This window comes from Desulfovibrio sp. (genome assembly GCF_034006445.1).
Lineage (GTDB): Bacteria > Desulfobacterota > Desulfovibrionia > Desulfovibrionales > Desulfovibrionaceae > Desulfovibrio.
The window spans coordinates 1-21,937 of sequence record NZ_JAVESS010000003.1; the positions used below are offsets into that span (position 1 = coordinate 1).

General features: G+C 60.7%; 20 protein-coding genes and 1 riboswitch. Of the genes, 6 read left to right on the forward strand and 14 right to left on the reverse strand.

The window, feature by feature from the left end; translation table 11 throughout:
* Positions 1 to 37 precede the first annotated feature (37 nt).
* Positions 38 to 186, reverse strand: a riboswitch (FMN riboswitch).
* Positions 187 to 601: 415 nt separating this feature from the next.
* The 4 genes from amrA to dsrA all read right to left on the reverse strand — a co-directional run bounded on the left by amrA (position 602) and on the right by dsrA (position 4,394).
* Positions 602 to 1,180 carry an AmmeMemoRadiSam system protein A gene (amrA, locus tag RBR41_RS04830; protein ID WP_320351461.1) on the reverse strand — a complete coding sequence of 193 codons (579 nt, stop codon included), beginning with the start codon at positions 1,178 to 1,180 and terminating at the stop codon, positions 602 to 604.
* 443 nt (positions 1,181 to 1,623) lie between these two features.
* A complete protein-coding gene (locus RBR41_RS04835) occupies positions 1,624 to 1,860 on the reverse strand; it encodes a dissimilatory sulfite reductase D family protein (RefSeq protein WP_320351462.1) in 237 nt (78 codons plus the stop codon).
* A 56-nt stretch (positions 1,861 to 1,916) separates the two neighbouring features.
* Positions 1,917 to 3,062: a dissimilatory-type sulfite reductase subunit beta gene (gene dsrB, locus RBR41_RS04840; protein WP_320351463.1), complete on the reverse strand. Its 1,146-nt coding sequence runs from the start codon at positions 3,060 to 3,062 to the stop codon at positions 1,917 to 1,919.
* An 18-nt stretch (positions 3,063 to 3,080) separates the two neighbouring features.
* Positions 3,081 to 4,394 (reverse strand): dissimilatory-type sulfite reductase subunit alpha, encoded by a 1,314-nt coding sequence (gene dsrA / locus RBR41_RS04845; protein ID WP_320351464.1) that lies wholly within the window; start codon positions 4,392 to 4,394, stop codon positions 3,081 to 3,083.
* Positions 4,395 to 4,947: 553 nt separating this feature from the next.
* On the opposite strand from dsrA, the gene RBR41_RS04850 reads away from it, so the two are divergent.
* The 3 genes from RBR41_RS04850 to RBR41_RS04860 are packed head-to-tail and all read left to right on the forward strand — an operon-like array spanning position 4,948 to position 6,988.
* Entirely contained in the window at positions 4,948 to 5,217 is a 270-nt protein-coding gene (locus RBR41_RS04850; RefSeq protein WP_179980453.1) for a hypothetical protein, read from the forward strand.
* On the forward strand, positions 5,214 to 6,281 hold the full coding sequence (locus RBR41_RS04855; protein ID WP_320351465.1) for a hypothetical protein: 1,068 nt from the start codon (positions 5,214 to 5,216) through the stop codon (positions 6,279 to 6,281). Before RBR41_RS04850 ends, RBR41_RS04855 begins: the two co-directional genes overlap by 4 nt.
* Positions 6,278 to 6,988, forward strand: coding sequence for a septal ring lytic transglycosylase RlpA family protein (locus RBR41_RS04860; RefSeq protein ID WP_320351466.1), 711 nt, complete (start codon positions 6,278 to 6,280; stop codon positions 6,986 to 6,988). Before RBR41_RS04855 ends, RBR41_RS04860 begins: the two co-directional genes overlap by 4 nt.
* Before the next feature lie 412 nt (positions 6,989 to 7,400).
* Here the strand turns inward: RBR41_RS04860 and prfA are convergent, their stop codons facing one another.
* The 3 genes from prfA to rpmE form a co-directional block, all read right to left on the reverse strand.
* Positions 7,401 to 8,471, reverse strand: a complete 1,071-nt coding sequence (gene prfA, locus RBR41_RS04865) for a peptide chain release factor 1 (RefSeq protein WP_320351467.1) — start codon at positions 8,469 to 8,471, stop codon at positions 7,401 to 7,403.
* Between the two features lie 75 nt (positions 8,472 to 8,546).
* Positions 8,547 to 9,461, reverse strand: coding sequence for a DUF1385 domain-containing protein (locus RBR41_RS04870; RefSeq protein ID WP_320351714.1), 915 nt, complete (start codon positions 9,459 to 9,461; stop codon positions 8,547 to 8,549).
* Positions 9,462 to 9,603: 142 nt separating this feature from the next.
* Positions 9,604 to 9,816: a 50S ribosomal protein L31 gene (gene rpmE, locus RBR41_RS04875; RefSeq protein WP_179980448.1), complete on the reverse strand. Its 213-nt coding sequence runs from the start codon at positions 9,814 to 9,816 to the stop codon at positions 9,604 to 9,606.
* 414 nt (positions 9,817 to 10,230) lie between these two features.
* On the opposite strand from rpmE, the gene RBR41_RS04880 reads away from it, so the two are divergent.
* Entirely contained in the window at positions 10,231 to 11,013 is a 783-nt protein-coding gene (locus RBR41_RS04880; protein WP_320351468.1) for a TlyA family RNA methyltransferase, read from the forward strand.
* Between the two features lie 98 nt (positions 11,014 to 11,111).
* Here the strand turns inward: RBR41_RS04880 and RBR41_RS04885 are convergent, their stop codons facing one another.
* The 3 genes from RBR41_RS04885 to RBR41_RS04895 form a co-directional block, all read right to left on the reverse strand.
* On the reverse strand, positions 11,112 to 11,456 hold the full coding sequence (locus RBR41_RS04885) for a hypothetical protein (RefSeq protein WP_320351469.1): 345 nt from the start codon (positions 11,454 to 11,456) through the stop codon (positions 11,112 to 11,114).
* Positions 11,453 to 13,078, reverse strand: coding sequence for a hypothetical protein (locus RBR41_RS04890; protein ID WP_320351470.1), 1,626 nt, complete (start codon positions 13,076 to 13,078; stop codon positions 11,453 to 11,455). The genes RBR41_RS04885 and RBR41_RS04890 overlap by 4 nt, the downstream gene beginning before the upstream one ends.
* 313 nt (positions 13,079 to 13,391) lie before the next feature.
* Positions 13,392 to 13,979, reverse strand: a complete 588-nt coding sequence (locus RBR41_RS04895; RefSeq protein ID WP_320351471.1) for a hypothetical protein — start codon at positions 13,977 to 13,979, stop codon at positions 13,392 to 13,394.
* 181 nt (positions 13,980 to 14,160) lie between these two features.
* Here RBR41_RS04895 and serS point away from each other — a divergent pair, with 181 nt between their 5' ends.
* Positions 14,161 to 15,435, forward strand: coding sequence for a serine--tRNA ligase (gene serS / locus RBR41_RS04900; RefSeq protein ID WP_320351472.1), 1,275 nt, complete (start codon positions 14,161 to 14,163; stop codon positions 15,433 to 15,435).
* Between the two features lie 539 nt (positions 15,436 to 15,974).
* Positions 15,975 to 16,787 carry a class I SAM-dependent methyltransferase gene (locus tag RBR41_RS04905; protein ID WP_320351473.1) on the forward strand — a complete coding sequence of 271 codons (813 nt, stop codon included), beginning with the start codon at positions 15,975 to 15,977 and terminating at the stop codon, positions 16,785 to 16,787.
* Positions 16,788 to 17,250: 463 nt separating this feature from the next.
* Here RBR41_RS04905 and RBR41_RS04910 read toward each other — a convergent pair whose 3' ends face one another.
* The 4 genes from RBR41_RS04910 to RBR41_RS04925 all read right to left on the reverse strand — a co-directional run bounded on the left by RBR41_RS04910 (position 17,251) and on the right by RBR41_RS04925 (position 21,934).
* Positions 17,251 to 17,541, reverse strand: a complete 291-nt coding sequence (locus RBR41_RS04910) for a putative quinol monooxygenase (protein ID WP_320351474.1) — start codon at positions 17,539 to 17,541, stop codon at positions 17,251 to 17,253.
* A 69-nt stretch (positions 17,542 to 17,610) separates the two neighbouring features.
* A complete protein-coding gene (locus RBR41_RS04915; RefSeq protein ID WP_320351475.1) occupies positions 17,611 to 19,005 on the reverse strand; it encodes an L-serine ammonia-lyase in 1,395 nt (464 codons plus the stop codon).
* A 392-nt stretch (positions 19,006 to 19,397) separates the two neighbouring features.
* Positions 19,398 to 19,823, reverse strand: coding sequence for a C-GCAxxG-C-C family (seleno)protein (locus RBR41_RS04920; RefSeq protein WP_320351476.1), 426 nt, complete (start codon positions 19,821 to 19,823; stop codon positions 19,398 to 19,400).
* A gap of 2 nt (positions 19,824 to 19,825) precedes the next feature.
* Positions 19,826 to 21,934 carry a TIGR04326 family surface carbohydrate biosynthesis protein gene (locus RBR41_RS04925; RefSeq protein ID WP_320351477.1) on the reverse strand — a complete coding sequence of 703 codons (2,109 nt, stop codon included), beginning with the start codon at positions 21,932 to 21,934 and terminating at the stop codon, positions 19,826 to 19,828.
* Positions 21,935 to 21,937 lie beyond the last annotated feature (3 nt).

Here is a 21,937-nt window from a genome sequence, read left to right on the forward strand (position 1 = left end):
GGCAAGTGCATGGCGCACAGGATTTTCGCGTGGCTATGACCGTTCTCTTCCATCCGGACTGTTACCGTCGGCTTCGGATTCTCACCGAATCTGCTGACCCCAACCATGGGCGCTCGCGGGCTGACGGGAGCTGTACGCTGCCGCATCACCGCCGGTGGGGACTTGCACCCCGCCCTGAGAAACAGTGGCAACATACGCCCTTGCCGCAATCAAGGCAAGAGGCATGGGCTGTAAATGGGCCAAACGCGAGTTTTCTTGGCTGGTTGCACAAAAGAAGTGTACATATGAGGAGAAAAAATGCCGAGATTTGAAGCAGTTTTGCATTGAGAACATCTCATTCTCAATACGAAAAGCTTCAGGCAAGCACTGATTGAGAGCCTCCTGGAAACGCGCGGTTATTTCGTTTGGCAAGGCGCGATCTTTTTTCAAGCAGGAGTGGACTCTTCCGTCCTCGACTGTTTCAAAAAAAGTGAAGCAAGTCCGCCAAACGGAATAAATCAGCGTTTCCCTGGGGGGTGGGGGCATGGGGGATGAGCCCTTTTACAAAAGGGTCCCTCCCCCACAAGACCTCACAAAATACACACAGCCTAATACACGCAACCTACGCCGGAAAAACCAGCGCCTCAAACCAGAAGAGACGTGCGCCGGGCTGCTTCCAGCTGTCTTTGGGCAACCCGGCCTTGCTGCAGAGGTGCTCAAGATAGGCCAGCCTGTCCCAGCCCTGTTCAACGGGAACCTGCGGCAGGAAAACGCCGCTCTGGTTCTGGTATTGAAGCACCAGTCCGTGACGGCCGACTTCCACAGCCTCCGGGCTTGGGCAGAGCGTCAGTTCGTCCAGCACGGAAATGTCCAGTTCCACATTACTGCGCCATTCGGCAAGGGTCAGGGGCGGAAAACGCGGGTCGCTGAACGCCGCTGAAGCGGCCATGCGCCAGACATTCACATACAGCGGTTCCTGGCCCACAATACTGCCGATACACCCGCGCAGCGCGTTGTTTATGGAAATGGTAACAAACGCGCCAAGATGACGCCTGAGGGGGCCTTGCTGCCTGTCCAGCGTTTCCGAAGGGCTTGGGATGGCGTCCACCGCCCTGCCCACAAGCCCGGCTTCTATGGACATCCGGGCCTGACGGCTCAAAAAATTCTTTTCCGCATCAGTGAGGGTAAAGGAAATTCCCATAGCGTTCCTGCCTGATGTTTTGCTACGCACGTCGCCAGACCCACGGGGAGGTTCCGGCTGCCCTGTTTACGCACTGCTGCCCTTTTCGCTCTGCCATCTGCGCTGGACTGTCAGGCCCGACAGGCGTCGTCGCCATTGCTTGCCCACTGCGCCGTTTGCCGTCGCACAGCCTGTTCGCAGGCAGTGCAGGTGCGGCGCAAGGAACACGCCCTGCCGTACCATGCAAGAAATGCCGCAACATAGGTTACGGCATTTCTTGCATGAGGCTTTCACGCAAAGGCTGACGAGCCCTGCGAAGGCCATGAACGGGGCAATTCTGGCGCTTGAGGATTTTTAGTCGTGCGCGGAAAGCACAAAACCTGCCTGGCCGACGCGGAAGAACCGCCTCGAACCCTGAACGGAAAGTCCGGCATAAGGCCGCACCCGGCTAAAAAAATCAACCGCTAGTCTTCGCCTTCAGCGTGGGACTGCTTGCCCGCACCCTTGAGGCCGTACATGGTGGTGGAACCTGAAGACCAGAACTCCAGCACTTCTTCATTGACCAGCTTGGTGAGGATTTTCTTCACGTCGCGGGGGCCTTTGTCAGGGAACAGATCAGTGAAGTCCTTGAAGTAGAACTTCGACTTGGAGGCGGATTTGCTGTTCAAAAAATCAACAACAATGTCTTTGTCGTCAGCCATGGTGGTTCTCCTGTCCCGGCGGCGCTGCTGCGCCGCCGGGGTTAAGCAAAATAATCCTAGAACTTGAACTGCGTGCTCTGGCGCCACGTGTAGTAGGCGGGATCACGGAAGTCGTCGATAAGGTGGTGGGTGAACTCAAGGCCGGTCATCTTGAAGAAGCTTTCCCAGCCGATGCGTTCAGCCCAGTCGCCCAGGCGTTCGTACTTGTTGGCGTTGGCCGCGTACACTTCAACGATGTGCTTCACGGTTTTGGTCAGCGAAGGCCAACGGGGCGGTTCGTTGGGGATGTAACCCACAACGACCTTGGAGAACTTGGGCATGCTGATGCGGTTGGAAACCTTGCCGCCAACCATGATGGCAACGCCGTCGCCTTCGCCGTCCGAGATGGGCAGCGCGGGGCACATGGTGTAGCAGTTACCGCAGTACATGCAGCGGTCTTCCTTGATGGCGATGGAGTTCACCTTCTTGCCGTCAAGCTCCACCTTGGTGGGACGCACGGCGGCAGTGGGGCAAGCGGACACGGCCAGGGGAATTTCGCACAGCTGGTCAGCCCATTCGTGGTCGATCATGGGGGGCTTGCGGTGGATGCCCACAAGGCCGATGTCGGAGCAGTGCACGGCGCCGCACATGTTGATGCAGCAAGCCAGGGCGATGCGCACAGGAGCGGGCATACGCATGGTCTTGAAGTCTTCAAACACGGCGTCCATCACGGCCTTGACCGGGCCGGAGGCGTCGGTGGCAGGCGTGTGGCAGTGCACCCAGCCCTGGGTGTGCACCATGTTGCTGATGCCAGCGCCGGTGCCGCCCACGGGGAACTTGAACGAACCGCCGTCAAACTTGCGGCTGTTCAGGTCGTCGCGCAGGGCCTTCATGCCCTCTTCGCTGTCCACCATGAACTCGATGTTGTTACGGGTGGTCCAGCGCAGGCTGCCGTTGCAGTACTTGTCGGCGATGTCGCACAGTTCGCGGATGTGCGTGATGGACATGGTGCGGGTGCCGCCTACGCGGACGGTGTAGCACTTGTCGCCGCTTTCAGCCACGTGCACGAGCACGCCGGGCTCAAGGATTTCATGATACAACCACTTGCCGAAGTTATTTTTGATAATCGGCGGGAAGTATTCGTCATACTTGTGGGGGCCGATGTCGGTGATACGGCCTTCCATCGGTTTTGCGGGATTGTACCCGGAAGAAATAAAAGCCATGTTCTTCTCCCCCTTTGACTAGCGTTGATGGCGTTTGCGGTAAGCGGCAAGGTCACGGTTCCAGCCGCCGGGCACTTCTTCTTCCTTGAAGAAGATGTACGGGTTGGAACGGGGTTCCTTGACATGGTAGGCGGCAGCAGGAGTGTCGGTGACTTCCAGCAGTTTCTGGAAGGACAGACGCTTCATGGTTTCGCCCACGCGTTCGCGGTTCTTGCCTTCTTCCATCCACCAGTCCCAAATCTTTTCGATGACTTCTTTGACGTCATCGTAAGGGGCTTCACAGGAGATGAAGGGCACGAGCAGCGAACCCATCTGAGCACCGTCAACCACGGGGGCCTTGGCGCCCACGAGGATGCTTGCGCCGCGTTCGTCGCCGATGTGCAGGGCGCGGGGCATGGTGTTGATGCAGTGCATGCAGCGCACGCAGTCAGCAGTCTTGATGGAGAGCTTGGAGCCGTCCCACTTCATGCACTGGGAGGGGCAGCGATCCACCACTTCTTTCTGCAGGTCGAACTTGCCCCAGTCGCGGCCGGAGTGCGCGCCGGCGTTGGGAGCGAATTCACCGGCCACATAGGCCTTCACGGCTTCCTGGTCGATCTTGATGTCGTCCTTCCAGGTGCCTACCACGGCGAAGTCGGAGCGCGCCATGGCGCACACGCAGCCGTTGGGGCAGCCGTCGAACTTGAACTTGAACTTGTAGGGGAAGGCGGGACGGTGCAGTTCGTCCTGGTAGTCCATGGTGAGCTGGTAGCACATGTCCTGCGTGTTGTAGCAGGCATATTCGCAGCGGGACTGGCCAAGACAGGCTTCAGGCGTACGCAGGTTGGAGCCGGAGCCGCCAAGGTCCACGTTCATGTTGTGGGTCAGTTCGAAGAAGATTTCTTCAAGCTGAGCGGTCTGGGTGCCAAGAAGCACGATGTCGCCGGTGGAGCCGTGCATGTTGGTCAGGCCGGAGCCGCGCATGTCCCAAATGTCGCACAGATCGCGCAGGAATTTGGTGTTGTAGAATTTGCCCGCAGGCTGGGCCACACGCATGGTGTGGAAGTGAGCAACGCCGGGGAACATTTCGGGCTGGTCGCAGTAACGGCCGATAACGCCGCCGCCGTAACCGAACACGCCAACGATACCGCCGTGCTTCCAGTGGGTTTCCTTTTCATTATAGGAAAGTTCAAGCACACCCAGCAGGTCTTCAGGGCAGTCCACAGGGATCTGATAGTCGATACCCCGAGGATTTTTGGCCCTAACAGCCGCTTCCTGCTTGATGTCGGACACAAAGCTCGGCCAGGGGCCGCTTTCCAGCTGGTCCAACAGGGGGGTTGCATGTTTCGCCATTGCCATACCTCCACATGGTTTGTTTGTATCACGCAGCGCGTGATGTGCCGTCAAATGCGGCGATCCGTGCTTTGGCGCAAAGCGCCATCTGCATCGGACGTGCGGGCAAGAACCGCTTGGGTTCTTCAACGCCGACAGGTATTGCCCCCCGCCGGATCGCGCCCATCCCGTGAAAATCGGGACGTCCCAAGGGATCGCGTAAGACGGGCGAGCCAAAGCCTCGGCCCCTCAGGCCGCAACGCGGTCAGATCATTCCGTAACGCATTTTCGCGCTAATGACAACCTGGCCGGGAATATATTGCAAGGCAGACCCCAAGGCCCGCCAAGCAAGCCTTTGCGCCATAAAGCGCATTCAGGCAGCTGTGCTTGTCCCGTCTGTATAGAGGCTACTAATACGCATTTTTTTGTCAATTGTGCAACTTTTTTTCGAATTATGTACTTTTTTTCACATAAGCAACGCATCCACACTTGGCAAACAAAGCCGTTTGAGCGTAGACTGCCGCTGAACAGAGACTGCGCCCTCGCTGGCATTACCTTTAAGGAACCTCACGTCATGAAAGATGAACTCGGTTTGTATTATCATCCCCAGGCGGGCAACACGCTTTCCCGCGTCTATGTTCGCCGTGGAGAGCACGGCGAGGTGGAGTTTCGCCTCTGGCGGGCCGACATGCCCGACGTGTGGGAGCGTCACCCCTGGCTCAGCATGAGCGTGGTGCAGGACGCCTCGGAGCTTTATCGGCAGGAGCGCAATGCCGACGCCGACCCCCTCAAGCTTTATGACCTGGCCGTGGCCAGGGCTCTGCTCAAGGAAGACGAAGCGTGAAAGGACGTTGGTTGCTGGCAAACCGTGACTTTCTCATGCGCGACCTTGTGCGCGACTACTGCACGGTTTTTCAGGCTCTTTCGGCACAGCGCCAACGCTTTGAGCAGGCCGGGGCCGTCTCGTACTCGGCCCTGCGCGACCTTTTGGGCGAGGCCATGCGCAAGGGCGTTTTCTGGCGTCTCAAAGATACCTCCCATCTGCTCTTTCGCAATGCCCCGGCGCACAGCGACGTGGCCCCCGTCGATACGCCCGGCCCGATCTGCCCGTCCTGCGAAAGCAAAACGCAGGACGCACCCAACGCAGGGCAGACACGCAGACTAAATCCCGAATCCGCCGAATCCGCGCAAATTGACGAATCCGCGCAGGTCGCGGAATCCGCGCAGGTAGCGGCGCTGCTCCGCTCTGCCAACACTCTGCTGCCCGGCGGCGCGGACGGTCAGCGCGCCCTTGAAGCCATCGTCGACTGGTGCATTGGCTATGCCTTTCACGAATGCGTCAAACTCAAGGAAGACGCCTTTCAGAACCAGCACTATGCCAACCGTCTTGCGCAGGTCGCCCGGCATGACGGCGTCACGACGGACATGTACAATCCGTTGCGCGGGCTCGTCGGCCAAACGGCAGAAAGCTCCTCGCGCGAACTGTCGCGCATAAGCCACGTGCTGTCCCACGGCCTGCGCATGCTGGCCCAGTATCTTGCGGTTGAAAAGCACAATACCCATCTTGCCCGCTGGCTTGCCAGCGAGGAACTGTCAGCCCGGCAGGTTTTCGGGTCCAACTTTGTGCCCATGCTGGACGCGCTGTACGGCCCCGAACACGAGCGCCTCTATTTGCTTGCCGCACGGGACTTTCTTGAAGCCGGCCGCCGCGAACCGGCCATAGCCCTGCTGCAGGACGCCGATGAACGCGGCCTGCTGCGCGGCGAAGGACGCAGCCTGCTCAGCCGCCTGCTTGCTGAAGACACCAGGGATGCAGCCACAGCGTCCGACATCTGCGCGGCCTGCGGCAGGCAGAAGAGTTTTCCCTGTCTGCCCTATCTTCACCCGCTGGAGACCACCAAAGCATGACTCCTGCCCTCCGCGCCTTGCGGAACTGCCTCATACTCGCGCTCTGCGTCCTGCTGCTGGCAGGGTGCGGCTCCAGGGGTTCCTGGCGCAAGGGCGGCATCACCGGCACCAAACCCTATACGGTTCGCGGCAAAACCTACTACCCTCTCAAATCCGCCCACGGATTTGTCGAAGAGGGCGAAGCCTCATGGTACGGGCCGGGCTTTCACGGCAAAACCACTGCCAACGGCGAGCGCTACAACCAGTACGCCATGACGGCGGCACACAAGCTGCTGCCCCTGGGCACCAAGGTGCGCGTCACCCACATGAGCAACGGCCGCAGCATTATTGTGCGCATCAATGACCGTGGGCCTTTTGTGGGCGATCGCGTCATAGACCTTTCACGCGCCGCCGCCACCCAGCTCAGCATTATCGGCCCCGGCACGGGGCGTGTGCGCATTCAGAGCCTTGGCGGCGTCCCGCAGATGCGCAGCGACGGCGACATTGACGGAGCCTACTTCGTGCAGGTGGGCGCTTTTGCCAACAAGGACAACGCCGACAGGCTCACCAGCGATCTGGCCAGGTCAGGACACAAGAGCCGCGTACACTTTGGCAGCAACGGCATGTGGAACGTGCAGGTGGGGCCGTGGCCCGACTCCTTCGGCGCGCAGAAGCAGCTTGAAATTTTCTCCATTCTTTACCCCGGCGCGTTTGTAGTCGGCGATTAGGGCATTGTAACTTTAAAAAAGTGTAACTGCTCTAACGCTGTACGAAAGTACAGCGCGCAACAACGTGGCGTGGATTCAGCCGCAAATCGCATTTTTCGGCTGAATGAAAACTTTGAAATGTGAAGCATTTCAAAGTTAATCTGCTCCAGGGCACTGTGCCCGCCTTGCTGACAACGCCCGGCCTTGCCGCCAGACATAAAGCACCCCCGCAGGCTGACAGTCTGCGGGGGTGCTTTATGCTTGTGCGGAACTCTCCGCAGAAAATTTTAGCGTGCCTTAACTCTGAAAAAAACCACTGCGCTCATACCCAACAAGAGTTTTGGGGGGTGGGGGCGTGGGGGAGGAGACCCTTTTGCAAAAGGGTCCCTCCCCCACAAAGCTTTTCACAACATATTTCTGCCTAATCAGCAGCCTAATCAGTAGCCTGGGCCCTGAGCGCCTCGGCCTGGGCGGCGGTGCCCAGAGCTTCCACCAGGGACTGGATTTCGCCTTCCATAATCCTTTCCAGAGAGTACATGGTCAGGTTGATGCGGTGGTCGGTGCAGCGGCCCTGCGGGAAGTTGTAGGTACGGATGCGTTCCGACCGGTCGCCGGAGCCGACCTGCGCCTTGCGGTCTGCGGACAGTTCCGAACTCTGGCGCTCGCGCTCGGCAGCCAGAATTCGCGAGGCAAGAACCTTCATGGCGCGGGCCTTGTTCTTGTGCTGCGAGCGCTCGTCCTGGCAGGTGACCACGGTATTGGTGGGAATGTGCGTAATGCGCACGGCCGATTCCGTCTTGTTGACGTGCTGGCCGCCAGCGCCAGAGGCGCGGTAAATGTCGATGCGCAGATCATCGGGGCGGATTTCAACGTCCACTTCCTCGGCTTCGGGCATGACGGCCACGGTGGCGGCGGAAGTGTGGATGCGCCCCTGCGCTTCGGTGGCGGGCACGCGCTGGACGCGGTGGGTTCCCGCTTCATACTTGAGATGGCTGTAAACGCGGTCGCCAGCGATAAGGCAGATGATTTCCTTGTAGCCCCCGGATTCGGAGGGGGACTCGCTCATGAGTTCCACCTTCCAGCCCTTGAGTTCGGCGTAACGCGTATACATGCGGAAGAGGTCGGCGGCAAAAAGGGCCGCTTCTTCGCCGCCCGTACCGGCGCGGATTTCAAGGATGGTATTTTTTTCATCAAGGGGGTCGGAGGGCAACAGCATGACCTTGAGTTCGTGCTCCAGTTCCGGCAGTTTCTGCTCTGCCTTCTGCACTTCTTCCTGGGCCATGGCGCGCATTTCCGGGTCAGCGTCATGCAGCAGCTGCTTGCCTTCGGCCAGTTCTTCACTCACGGCACGATAACGGCGAAAAAGGCCCACCACGTCGCGCAGGTCGGCGTGGGCCTTGGTCAGCTTGCGGTAATGATCCTGGTCGTTAAAAACATCGGGCTGGGCGAGGGCTTCCTCAAGCTCCAGATATTTTTTTTCCAGACCTTCTAATTTGGCGAACATAGGGTCTCCGGCTGGCAGTGGACAAAAACGGAAAAGCGGTCGGCGGGCATAACCGCCGTTCAGGAACCAGGGGCGTTACTGCGCGGTATAGGGCACCGTGCGCACCCGCTCCCCGGCCTCGGGCCCCAGCGCTTCGGCCAGGGCCACTACCGCCACTTCAAGCTGGCTTTCGTCCGGCTCGTAGGTGGTCAGCTTTTGCAGTGACAGGCCCGGCGCTTGCAGCACTCTGGCAAGCGGCCCCTCGGGCAGGCGCGCCGCATAGCGGATAAGCTCGTATGCCAGCGCGCTGATGGGCACCATCAGCAGCAGCTTGAAAAACAGGGTCAGGGCATGCTTGGCCACGGCGCTCTGCGGCGTATACAGGGCCAGCAGCATGGGCACCAGTACCGCATGCAGAATAATGGATATGCAGATGACAAAGAGCAAGAACGTGGTGCCGCAACGGGGGTGCAGACGGCTCATGCGCGCGGCATTGGCCGCGTTCACTTCCTCGCCGGATTCAAAGGCGTGGATGGTCTTGTGCTCTGCCCCGTGATACTGAAAAACCCGTCTGATATCGGGCACATAAGAGATTATCTTTATGTAGCCCATAAAGATGCAGCACTTGAAAAAGCCGTCCCACAGGTGAAAGGTCAGCCCTTCCACGTCACCGCCCAGGTTCAGCCAGAGCATGCCCAGCGACAGCAAATGCGGCACGACCACAAAAAGGCCAATGGCCATGAGCAGGGCTGCCGCCATGGTCGCAACCAGGTGCCAGCCGGTGATTTCTTCTTCCTGCCCTTGAGCCACGACCTCAACCGAGCGGTTGAGCGCCCTGATGCCGTTGACCAGCGTTTCCAGCAGCACGGGGAACCCGCGCAGGAAGGGCTTTTTCAGCCAGGGATGACGCAACAGCGAGAACCAGGGCAGACGGCGGGCGACAATGGCCCCGTCAGCCTGGCGTACGGCAAGACCGTAGGATTCGCCATTGCGCATCATGACGCCTTCCATAACGGCCTGACCGCCTACCGTGGGGCAGGCGGAGGTCAAAGCATAAAGCGCCGTCATGACCATCCGGGACATTTTCCCGGCGGCCCTGGCTGGCGCTCCCTGCCGTGCGTCATCCTTGTGCGGCATATCCTGCCGCCCGCGACTATTTGGAATCAAACTTGGCGTACTTTTTACGGAAGCGGTCAATACGGCCAGCCGTGTCAAGGAAGCGCTGCTTGCCGGTGTAAAAGGGATGGCAAGCGGAGCACACTTCCACGTTCACATGTTCGCCCTTGGTGGAGAGCACGCTTTCTTCGTTGCCGCAAGCGCAGGTGATAGTGGCATTGAACACTTTGGGATGAATATCTTTTTTCATGGCAGCTACCTCATGGAACGCGGCATAATCCGGCAAAAACCTTGCCAGACGCCCGCGCGTTTTTCCCTTGGCGCGAAAGTATATCGCACAAGGGCAAATCATATAGCGCTTCTTTCAGCATTTGGCAAGAGGCAAGACGTGCAGGAACATACCGGAAGGTCGAGAAAGGTCGGGCGGCCCACGCCAGCCAGACCAAATCGGGCCAAATCGGGCCAGCTCAGGCCAGAGCCGGGCCAGTGCAGGCCAGAGCCAGGCCAAATCGGGCCAAATCGGGCCAGTTCGGGCCAGTTCAGATCGGCCATGCCAGACCCGTTGGGCGACGCTGATTTGAGCTGACAGGAGTTGGACGGAGCCAGGCAGACTGAGCCGGGCCGCCGCATTGCCAGCGCGGCCCTTCGCCTGTATATAGCCCGCATGGCAAAAAACCCACGTCAACGCGCAGATCAGCTTGTTTTTGAACAGGGGCTGGCGGAAAGCCGCGAGCAGGCCCGCCGTCTTATCATGGCCGGCAAGGTCATGCTTGCCCTGAACATTCCCGGCGCTCCGCCACAGCTTGTGCCCAAGCCGGGGCATCCCTATCCCGCAGACACGGCCTTTGCCCTGCTGGAGCCGGAACCCTACGTCAGCCGTGGCGCCTACAAGCTGATCACCATCCTTGATCACTTCAAGCTGGACGTGACGGGCTTTGCCTGCCTGGACGCCGGGGCCTCCACCGGGGGCTTCACCGACTGCCTGCTGCAACGTGGGGCCGCCCGCGTATACGCGGTGGACGTGGGCCGCAACCAGCTGCACGAAAAACTGCGCAGCGATCCCCGCGTCATCAACCTTGAAGGCGTCAACCTGCGCCACGCCGAAGCCGACCTCATCCCCGAACAGGTGGACATGGTGGTGGCGGACGTTTCCTTCATATCGCTCACCCTGGTGCTGCCCGCCTGCATGACCTGGCTCAAACCCGGCGGGCTGGTGGCCACCCTTATCAAGCCCCAGTTCGAGCTAGGCCCTGGCGAAACCGTCAAGGGCGTGGTGCGCGACGAAGACGCCCGGCAAAGGGCGGTCAAAAAGATTCTGGCCTTCAGCGAGGCCAACCTCAACTTGCGCTGTCGTGGAGTGCTGCCCGCCGCCATCAAGGGCCCCAAGGGCAATCAGGAATATATGGCGCTCTTTGAACGCAACACGCCTGCCGAGAGCCCGGCGTAGAGCGTCCGCGCGTTGAAGCTTTGTTGGGGTGGGACCCTTTTGAAAAGGGGTCTCCTCCCCCACGCCCCCTCCCCCCAAAACTTTTACAAAAAACGGCCTCAATGGCCGGAATAGTCCAGAACATTGTTCAGCGGCGCGCTGCTGCTGTGGACGCTTCCCCCGGCCAGCACATGGCGCGTCAGACGCCAGCCTTCCATATCAAGCACGTCCAGCTTGCCCTTGTGCTCCGGCCCCAGATGGCGGGCCAGGGCTTCCAGCACCTCGTCCACGGGAAAGTACACGCCCTCGAAAGAAATGCGCGCCATGTCCCCGTCCCTTTCCAGTACGGGGATGTCGTCTGCATCAGGCAGGGCATCGGCACAGGCCCGCGCCAGGTCTTCGTAAAACGCGTCAGTCACCGGGAACACGTGCCCGTAGACCTTGAGAAGAGGCTCCCTGCTCATGGCTTCGCGCCTCCTTTCCCATCCGGCATAACCGGCATATTCGGCATATTCGGCATATCGGGCATGCCCGGCCCCTGCGGCCCAGGCGACTCAAGTGCCCCAAGTGGCGGTGCAGGCGGGTTCTCCGCCCCACGCTGGCTCGTATTTTCCTTCTCCGGCGTCGGATGCTCGCCGTGCTGCCGGGCTTTTGCGCCAACCCCCATTTCGTCGGGGATGGAAGGCAGGCAATACCCCTGCGCCCTGGACAGAATCAGCCCTTCGCACTCCCCAAGGGCGCAGGCCGCGCCAAAATCCTCGCACATGCCCGACAGGTCGCGCCGCAGCATGCGCACCGCGCCCCGCGCCCGCAAACGGCGCGCACGGTCTTCACCTTGCGGCGCAAGGCCATGCCGCGCGTCCAGAGAAGACGTCAGGTCATCCTCGGCAAGAGCCAGCTGCTGCAAACGCCAGTGCCCCAGAGCGCGAATGTAGCGCGCCCGGTTCAGTCCTGGCGCAAGAGCCAGGGCAGCGTCGCACGAAGCCACACTTTGCAGGGGCAACCCGCGCCGCAACTGCGCCTCGGCCAGCAAAAGCCATACTGTGGGGCTTTGCGGCAGCCTGGCCGATGCCCGCTCAAGCCGGGGCAGCACGCCGTCAGGCACAAGCCAGCCCTCCGCGTCTGCCTCCATAATATCCTGCGCCCGCAAAAGCGCCTGCAATCGGCCCGACGCTGCCTCCCAGTGTCGCTCCGTCCACACGGCGTCATCCAGAGAAGGCTGCGGGGGCAGCGAGGGCGCGGTCTCGCCCGAAGCCCCAGGCAGAGCGCGTGCGGAGGACGCCCCGCCCGAAGCCGCTGGCAGAGCGGACTGCGCGCTTGCGCCCGTTCCCGCGCTCATTCCGGCGCTGCCCGAAAAAAGCTCGTCCAGCGCATTCTTGTGGGCGTCTCCACCCTGAGCGCTGCCCGCGCCTGCGGCCTCATGCATGCCCACTGGCGCACGGTAGACAGTGCCCAGATTGCCGCTTCCGCGAAGGGGCGCATCAGGGCCTTTGCCATTGCCCGCAGCCCGAGCGCGGGCAGCCCCGACGTACGCCGGGTCGCGCGCGTTCATAAGACGCAGCAGCGCCGCTGTTTCTCCCAACAGGGCCGAACGCACCTGCATGAGGTCAAAACTGCGCAACGACAGTGTTATCCTGGCGGCGGCTTCGGAACGGGGGCGCAAAAGAACCGTCACCACGGGCGCGCCGTCCGCGCTCTTGTGGTGCCGTGTCACGGGCGTATAGAGTTGCGCGGCCAGAGCCAGCCGATCTTCCGCGCTGTCTGCGCCCATACGGATGTCGCGCCTGTTGGGCAGCGCGTCGGCGGCAGCCTCCAGGGCCGTCTGCCGGGCATTGCCCTCAGCCAGAATACGTGCCGCCCCGCTGCTCATGGGAAGCCGCGCCCGCGCAAATTCGCTGCGCTCAATGTCCGCAAGCGGCGGAATGTCGGCATCAGGCATTGCGGCAAGATCAGGAACACTGCCGGAGAGCGGCGAAGCTGGCTGACCCGCAGCCGCTGGCTGCCGGAACGTCTGAACACTTGGGGGATCTTCCGCCTGGTCTTTTGCCGGGCTTGGTGCCGGGCTGGGTGCCGGGCTGGTCGCCAAGCTGGTCGCCAAGCCGGTCGGCGGGCTGGGCGGTGAGATGGTCGGCGGGCTGGACGCCAAGCTGGACGCCGGGGCATCCCTCTGGCCCTTTGGCAAGGCTTTCCTCTGCCCTTCCGGTTGCCTGGCCCCCTGGCTTTTCGACGGGCTTTCCGGCTGGCCGCCCGCAGAGGGCGGCGATTCCGTAGGGGCCACGGCAGCGCGGGCCTCCAACGCAAGACCGCCGACCACAAGGGTCGGCGGCAGAGCACAATATACCATCACGGCCGCTGTCAGCGCCGCGCAAAAAAACACCGCACGCAGAGCGCGCAGAAGTCTATTTTTTGGCCTCAATAGCCTGGACAATCTTTTGCGCCATGGGCTTGATGAGTTCACGCAGCGTGTCCAGCATGATTGTATCCGCAGCGCTGCCCGTGGGCATGACCGTACGCGACTGCGAGGCATTGAGCGTTTCTTTGTAGATGCGGCTCTGGCGGTTGGCCACGGAATAATTGACGCGCATCTGCGTCGAAAGGTCGGTGGCGGATTTTTCGCGCAGCAAGACCTGATCAACGTCGCCGGTCACCAGGTAGTCGGGGTTGCCCGCGCGAGCCTGGCTCACGCTGTCGGAATAAGACACCTGAAGTCCGTTGCGGGCCAGTTCATCGGCAAGGGCCTTGCTTATCCACTGGGTTACGCTGTCATTGGTGACAAAGGCGGTATTGTCGCGGCGGGAGCCGATGACAGTCATATCCTCTCTTTTGTCGTCAAATGCCACCACCGTCACCCTGGGAGCCTTGGGGCCGGGCAGCACAGCGCCTTCCTGAAAAGGCGGCGGCAGCAGACGCACGCTGTTGGCGGGCCCGCAGGCTGTAGCCAGAAAGGCCAGCAAAACAAGGAATAATACGTTGCGCACAGGTTTCATGACAGCCTCGCGTTTTTATAGAAATTTTCAAGAGTCTTTCAGCGGTCTATATATACGTAAAAAGCCAGCCTTGCAAGGCAGCCTGCCCCCATGATAAAGGAATAACCTTAACGCGCGCGGCTTCAGGTCGCAATTTTACCGCGTATTCGGCGCGATACAGCGCAATCTTTCAGGAGCGGTCATGATCGATCTCAAACTGGTGCAGAAGCAGCCCGAAGTATTGGCCAAGGCTCTGGCCGACCGTCATTCGGATCTCAGTGTGGACGCTTTTCTTGAGCTGGACGGCAAACGCCGCACCCTGCTCACTGAAATCGAAGGCCTCAAGAGCAAACGCAATGAAGCCTCCGGTCAGGTGGCGGCTCTCAAGCGCTCTGGGCAGGATGCCACGGAACTGCTTGCCGAACTCTCCACTCTGTCTGACCGCATCAAGAACCTTGAAGGCGAAACAGTGCAGGCCAAGGCCCATGTGGAAAGCTGGCTCATGCGCGTGCCCAACATTCCCGACAGTTCCGTGCCCCTGGGCGCCAACGAGAACGAAAATGTCGAGGTCAGCCGCTGGGGCAGCCCGCGCCAGTTCGACTTCGAGGTGCGCGAACACGGCGACATCGGCGTAGCCCTGGGCGGTCTGGACTTTGAGCGTGCCGCGCGCCTGACAGGCAGCCGCTTTGTGGTGTCCCTCGGTTGGGGAGCCCGCCTTGAGCGCGCCCTGGCCGCCTTTTTTCTCGACCGCCACACCATCCACGGCGACTATACCGAGGTAAGCCCGCCCTACATGGTCAACCGCGCCACCATGACGGGCACGGCCCAGTTGCCCAAGTTTGAGGAAGACCTGTTCAAGCTGCAGGACTGGGACTATTTTCTCATTCCCACAGCCGAAGTGCCGCTGACCAACCTGCACGCGGGCGAAGTGCTGGATGAGGCCGATCTGCCCCGCGCCTACTGCGCGGCCACCCCCTGCTTTCGCTCGGAAGCGGGCAGTGCGGGCAAGGATACGCGCGGCATGATACGCATGCATCAGTTCACCAAGGTGGAAATGGTGCGCTTTGCCCACCCCGACAACAGCTTTAACCAGCTTGAACTCATGCGCGGCCATGCCTGCGCCCTGCTGGAACTGCTGGAACTGCCCTACCGCGTCATCACCCTGTGTACCGGCGACATGGGCTTTTCCTCCGCCAAGACCTATGATGTGGAAGTGTGGATGCCCGCGCAGAAAACCTACAGGGAAATATCGTCCTGTTCCAACTGCACCGATTTTCAGGCACGCCGGGCAGACATTCGCTTCAAGCCCAAGGGCGGCAAGACGGCCTTTGTCCATACCCTCAACGGCTCCGGCCTGCCCACAGGGCGCACCACCGCCGCCATTCTGGAAAACTGCCAGCAAAAAGACGGCAGCGTCATTTTGCCCAAGGTGCTGGTTCCCTATATGAATGGGCTTGAGGTTATCGAACCGCGCTAGGGAAACGCTGATTTATTCCGTTTGGCGGACTTGCTTCACTTTTTTTGAAACAGTCGGGGACAGAAGAGTCCACTCCTGCTTCAAAAAAAGTTCGCGCCTTGCCAAACGAAATAACTGCGCGTTTCCAGGAGGCTCTTTAATCAGTGCTTCCTTAGAGCCTTTCAGCAGTGAAATGCTTTGTGGGGGAGGGACCCTTTTGCAAAAGGGTCTCCTCCCCCACACCCACACCCCCTAAAACCTTTATTGTTTTTCCTGTAGCACCACGATGTTTCTTATCTGGAGCAGAGTGGCATTCTGATCCGACAGGCTGCAAAAACAGACCCCGCCGCGAAACTGCGCTTGCGCTTTCACGCCGGGGTTTCTTCGCGCTGAGGCCAGAACAGATTAATGAAGGCTCACAGTTGCAGGATATGTGGGTGCGTGCGGATGTACGCGCAAGGACAGTACTGCCTCCTCTATTTGACATTGAAATTCTATTTCAATAAAGTCCACACCAAAGCATCACGGGGGGGGATCCCACACTCTATCTGGAGAGGATCATGAATACAAACGGGCTTTTGGAACATCCCGCGTCAAGAACCTTACTCATAACCCTGCGCATCCGTTCGCAGGAGGATGACCTGCCCGACGGAATGTTCAAAGACCCCGGAGCGCGCAAGGCCGTGGAGGGGCTGCCGCCGGAGGTGTTCATCTTTCCCGTGAACCACATGACGCGTGTGGGCACGGCTGTACGTGTGCGCTACTTTGACGACCTGACCAAGGCTTTTTTGCATGACAAGGAAAATCCTGTGGTTGTCCAACTGGGCTGCGGACTGGACACCCGTTTTTGGCGCACCGATTCCGGCAAGGGCGTTCAGATCAACATGGATCTGCCGGAAGTGATGCGCCTGCGGCAGGAGCTTTTACCCCAAACCGACGAGCGCTGCCTTGACTGGACAGGCTCCATCCTTGACAGGGACTGGATGCACAGGCTGCAGCAGGACTACGCGGGCCGCAACATTCTGTTCATTGCGGAGGGCGTGCTCATGTATCTGCGCGAGGCGGAAGTGCGGTCGCTGCTCAGGGACCTGGCGGACAATTTTCCTGGTGCGCACCTCGCTTTTGACACAACGGGCAGCTTTGTATGCAAAAAAATGAATAAAAATTCTGCTGTCAGCAAACTCAATGCGGAAATGACCTGGGGCTATGACCATGACGGCAGCCTGGACAAATGGCACCCCCGCCTTCGCCGCCTGGATATGGCTTTTTATTTCAACCGATTCCGCCAGCGCTGGGGGCTGACCTGCCTGCTGCATTATTTTCCGCCCCTGGGCAGAGCCTCCCTTATGCATTATTTTGCCTTTGCGGGCTGATCTGCCGCATATCCCCGTAAGTTTCACAGCAAACATCCCCGCAACGCTTATGGCGTTGCGGGGATGTTTGCATAAAAGTTTCAGAGCGATTTCACGTTGAAATTGCTCTGGCGGCTGCATGAGCAGACGCCCGCCGTGGAGGCGTAAGCGCGATTTATTTGCGCTGTTACGCGCCGAAGCAGGCGTTTTAGAAGCATTGAGAATGGATATTCTCAATGCGAAAAAGTTTTAGGGGGTGGGGGCGTGGGGGAGGAGACCCTTTTACAAAAGGGTCCCTCCACCACAAAGCATTTCAACCTGACGTCAATCTAAGAAAACACTGGTTAAAGAGCCTCTTGGAAACGCGCAGTTGTTTCGTTTGGCAAGGCGCGATCTTTTTTTGAAGCAGGAGTGGACTCTTCCGTCCTCGACTGTTTCAAAAAAAGTCAAGCAACACCGCCAAACGGAATAAATCCGCGTTTCCCTAAAAAACTTTTTTGAGCAGGGTTATGGCCAGCCCCTTGAGCTTGCCTTCCACAAAACCTACGAAGGCCCTGAAGTGCGGCGTGTCGTTGTGCTCGTCTATGGCCTGCTGCGAGGCCCAGGTTTCGATGACGAAAAAGTGGCAGACATTGGAAAGATCTTCGGTCAGGTCATAGGCAATATTGCCCGCTTCGCCCCGGCTGCCGTCCACCAGCGCCTGCAACACGGGCATAAGTTCTTCCCTGTGCTGCGGCAGCACTTCCAGTTCGGCCACAATGCGTATCTCACTCATAAGCGTTCTTCCTTTGGTATGGGACTTGCGTATCAGGATCGGGCTTCAGGGCCAGAGTCAGGGCCAGGGTCAGGCAGTATCGCCTTGTTTCTTGCGCTCAAGACCTTCGGCCACGGCCTGGGCCAGGCCGCCCAGGGACGTTTCCTTGTAGCGGGACTGCAAATCGAGCCCGGTGCGGTACATGACCTCAATGATGGCGTCCAGCGAGATGACCCGCTGCCGCCCGTCTTCAAGGCGTGAAAGCTGCGCGCAGTTGACCGCGCGCTCCGCCGCCACCCCGTTGCGCTCAATGCAGGGTATCTGCACAAGGCCGCCGACAGGGTCGCAGGTAAGGCCGAGGTTGTGCTCCATGCCGATTTCCGCAGCCACTTCCACCTGTTTGACGTTGCCGCCCGTCACGGCGCAGTAGGCTCCTGCCGCCATTGAGCAGGCCACGCCCACCTCGCCCTGGCAGCCGACCTCCGCCCCGGAGATGGAGGCGTTGGTCTTGTAAAACAGGCCGATGGCCCCGGCTGTGAGCAGAAAATCAAGCGCGCCCTCTTCCGTGGCATGGGGGTAGAAGTTCTGGTAATAGGTCAGCACAGCGGGCACAACACCGGCGGCTCCGTTGGTGGGGGCCGTGACCACCCGCCCGCCCGAGGCGTTTTCTTCCGCCACGGCAAAGGCATACAGCGTCGGCCACAGGCTCAGGTCGCGGCGACCCTGGGCCTGAAGGGCGCTGACCTTGCGCAGCAGGTTGGGCGCGCGCCGCCGCACGTTATAGCCGCCCGGCAGCACGCCGTCAGTGTAGCAGCCGCGTTCAACCGAATCCCGCATGACGTCCATGACGGCCTGGGCGCGGCGGCGCACCTCTGCGGCCGTATGCCAGAAACTTTCATTGGTCATGACGATCTGGGCCACGGTTTTGCCTTCGCGCTCGCAAATGGCAAACAGTTCGCCAGCCGTCTTGTACGGATAGGGTGGAGTGGGCCAGGTTTCGGTTTCGGCGTCAAAGTCCGCATCTGTACGGATGAAGCCGCCGCCGATGGAATAATAGGTGCGGGTATAGACTTCGGTGCCGTCGGCGGCATGGGCCGTGAGCCGCATGGCGTTGGAATGGCGGGGCAAAAACATGCCCTTGTGCAGGCGCATGTCGCGCGCGTAGTCAAAGGGAATCGTATGCGCGCAGATGAGGGTCAGGTCGGCATTATTTTGGAGTTCCGCCGTGCGCCGCGCCAGACGCGCCGTGTCCACCGAGGCGGGTTCTTCACCTTCCAGCCCGCCCAAAATGGCCCCGGTGGTACCGTGCCCTTCGCCGGTGAGCGCCAGAGAGCCAAAAAGATCAATGGTAACGCGCCCGATACAGGGCAACAGCCCCAGAAGCGCCAATTCTCCGGCAAAAGCCTTGCCCGCCACCATTGGGCCTACCGTGTGTGAACTGGACGGCCCGATGCCAATCTTGAACAGGTCAAAAACACTGAGCATGAGGCCCCCTAGACCGGATTAACTCTGAACTACTTTACATTTCAAAGTGTTCATTCTGCCGGAAAATGCGCTTTGCAGTGCCGTCAGCGGGCCTTTGCCGCTTGCGGATAAAGACGGCAATGGGTTACTTGAACGGGCACCCTGCCAATGGCTGACGCTATCCGCAGCTTCCTTTGTCACAAACAGACGCTCGGCAGAGTCCACGCCACGTTATGGCGCGCTGCGCTCTCGTGCCGCGCCAGAGCATTTACTTTTTTAAAGTCCACCCACTGCGCAAAGATACAGCGGCTCCGCTACTGACAGAACCGCATATCTCCTTGTGACACAGGACGCTCCACCACGCAACGGGAGGACGCCCGCACGGCATGCCGGAGCGCGCCCTGATCCCGAGGCTACTTCAGGCAAGAGACGAAATCGTGCAGACAGGTCACAGCCCGCACGGTAAAGCGCTCGCACAAATGGGGAGGATCGTCGGCGCGAAAACCGCCGGGCCGAAGATCACTGCACGCCATACTGCTGAAGTTGCGGTTGAAGACCAAGGCATAGCGACCACAGATTTCTTCCGTCTCTTCAGCGCTTTTGCCCATGGCGGCGCAGTACAGTCCAAGAAAGAGCGTGGCCCCTTCCATCAGGCCGCATTGCCCGCCATGGCCCGCTGCCCCGTGGCAGCCGACAGTGGCCTGATACAGCGATGGGTGTACAGGCAGCCCCGTCAACTGCTCAAGGCAATGCAGGGTTGTCTGGGCGCAGTTGGCATTATTGTCCCAGTAGCAGTGGTGCACCATTTCGAGGATGCGTTCCTGAGTGCCCATTGTCATAATTACACTCCAAGCAGCTTTTTCCAGCGCGGCAGGGCCGGGTCCAGATCCAGATAGTCGGGCGGCAGTTGCAGCGGCGCGGCTGTGGCGAGAGCCTGGGCCACATCCTCAACACTGCCGGTACGCGGCAATTGCGCCACATCCTGCAAAGGACACAGATCAAAGTCATTGACCGGCAGCATGCTCATGACCGGCAAACCCATCAAGGCGGCCTCAAGGGCCACCGTGGTGGAGTTGGAAGACCAGACCACAACCCCCGGCGCAAGTTCCTCGCCTATGGCCCCCTGAGCGATGCGCACCTCAGAGGCGCGGCGGCCCAGAAGGGCGCGCAGGCGCTCCTCCACCGGCAGGTAGGGGTGGGGTTTTACCACAAGCTGCCAGCCCTTGAGCACGCCCGCATGCAGGGCGCGGGCCAGCAGAACAAGATGGGCCTCGGTTTCATCCTTGAAAAAGCTGGTGACAACCAGAAGGCGCTTGAGCTGCCCGGCTGCACCGGCTCCGCTGGCCTTGGCGGCTTCGGCTTCCTGCCCGGCGGGATTGTCTGGGCCGAAGCTGCCCGGGCCGGAACTGCTTGCCGTGGCACTGCTTGCGGCAGGACTGGTTGTCCCGGTGCTGCTTTCGGCATGAGCGCCTGGGGCAGCCGTGCCGTGCTGGCTTTCGGCAAGATAGAGATAGCGCAGCGCTTCCACTTCGCCAAGCCGCTCGGGCGGAACGCCCGCCTGAGACCACTGCGTGCAGGCCGACTGCCCGTTGCCGCGCACAGCGTCGGGCTGAAAGGCGTCGCAGGGTGGCGTGAAGGTGCGGGGGTCGTCAAAATAGCGAAAATCCGTGGGCCGCACGGTGGAGTGCTGCGCCCCGATGACCGGCCCGGCGGCTGGTTCGGAACATGGCGTGGCGGCGGCTCCCGCCTCGCGCATGGCCACGGTGAGCATGCGCTCCCAGGGGCAGTTTTCCAGCGGAAAGAGCGTCCAGCGTTGCGGGCCAGCCGCCCTGGCGTACACGTCAAAGGCGCGCTGCTGCAGGCAACGCTCAAGGCAGCGCCAGCCCCTGAAGGATTCGACCCAGTAAGGCTCAAGGTACGGCCAGAAATTGACCAGTGAACCGGCAAAACGAAAGGCGGGGCGCACGGCTGGCTCAAGCTTTCTGCTGCCAAGGCACAGGCGCAGGTACCGCCACAGGCCCGCCCACAGGTCGCGGTGGCGCAAGAATTCCTCAAGGTAGTGAAAGCTGGCCCCGTCCTTGCCTTCGGCGCGGAACCGGTCACGCAGGGCCGTACACTGCGCGAGGCTGAGCTGCGGCGCGGGAAAACGGATGAAAAGCCAGCGCACCCAGGGCGCGCCTTCCTTTCTGGCCTCGTCATGCAGCACGTCGTGCAGCTTTTCCCAGTAGCGGGAGCGAAAGCGCCCCTCTCCGGCGGCCTTCATGTCCACATTGGGAAAATAGGTGGCAATGGTGGCCGTTTGCACTGGCCCGTCCGGCCCCTGCACCGGGGCGAGGGCCTTGCCTGCGTCCGGCGTTGCGGGCAGCCTGCGGCGTACGGCCCACAGCCAGTGCCCATACCGGGCCAGAGCGCGCAAGGGCGCGGGCGCGGCATTGTACAGACGCCGCAAAAGGGGCGTTGGCGGCTCCAGAGGCGCTGGTGCGTCCTGCTCAAGGGAAAACGTCCGGCCGGAGGCACGGCACATGTCGGCCAGAACCTCGCGCAGGGTATCATCCCCGCCGCTGAGGCACAGGGCTGAAATACCTTCCTGATCCATAAAGCGTTCAAGGGCGCGCAGCTTGTACACGGTGTACAGGCCCGGCGTCATCTTGGGATGGCGCTCATACAGCAGCGAGCACCACCACATGGACAGCTCGTGCCCGGCCCGCAGCCAGTCCTGCGCCTCCTTGCCCTCCACTGTCAGTCGCCCCAGGTCGTAGGCCCAGGCCGCATGCTCCGCGCGGATGGCTTCAAGGTCGGCGCGCAAAAGGGCAGGCAGTGAGACGTGCCCTGTGGGCGGCTCCCAGCCCTCCCACTGCATGACGGTCTGCCGGGACTGTTCGCCGCTGGCGTCCTGGCAGGGCCCTAAATCCGGCTGACCGGGGCCGACAACGAGGATGAGTTCCTTCATGCG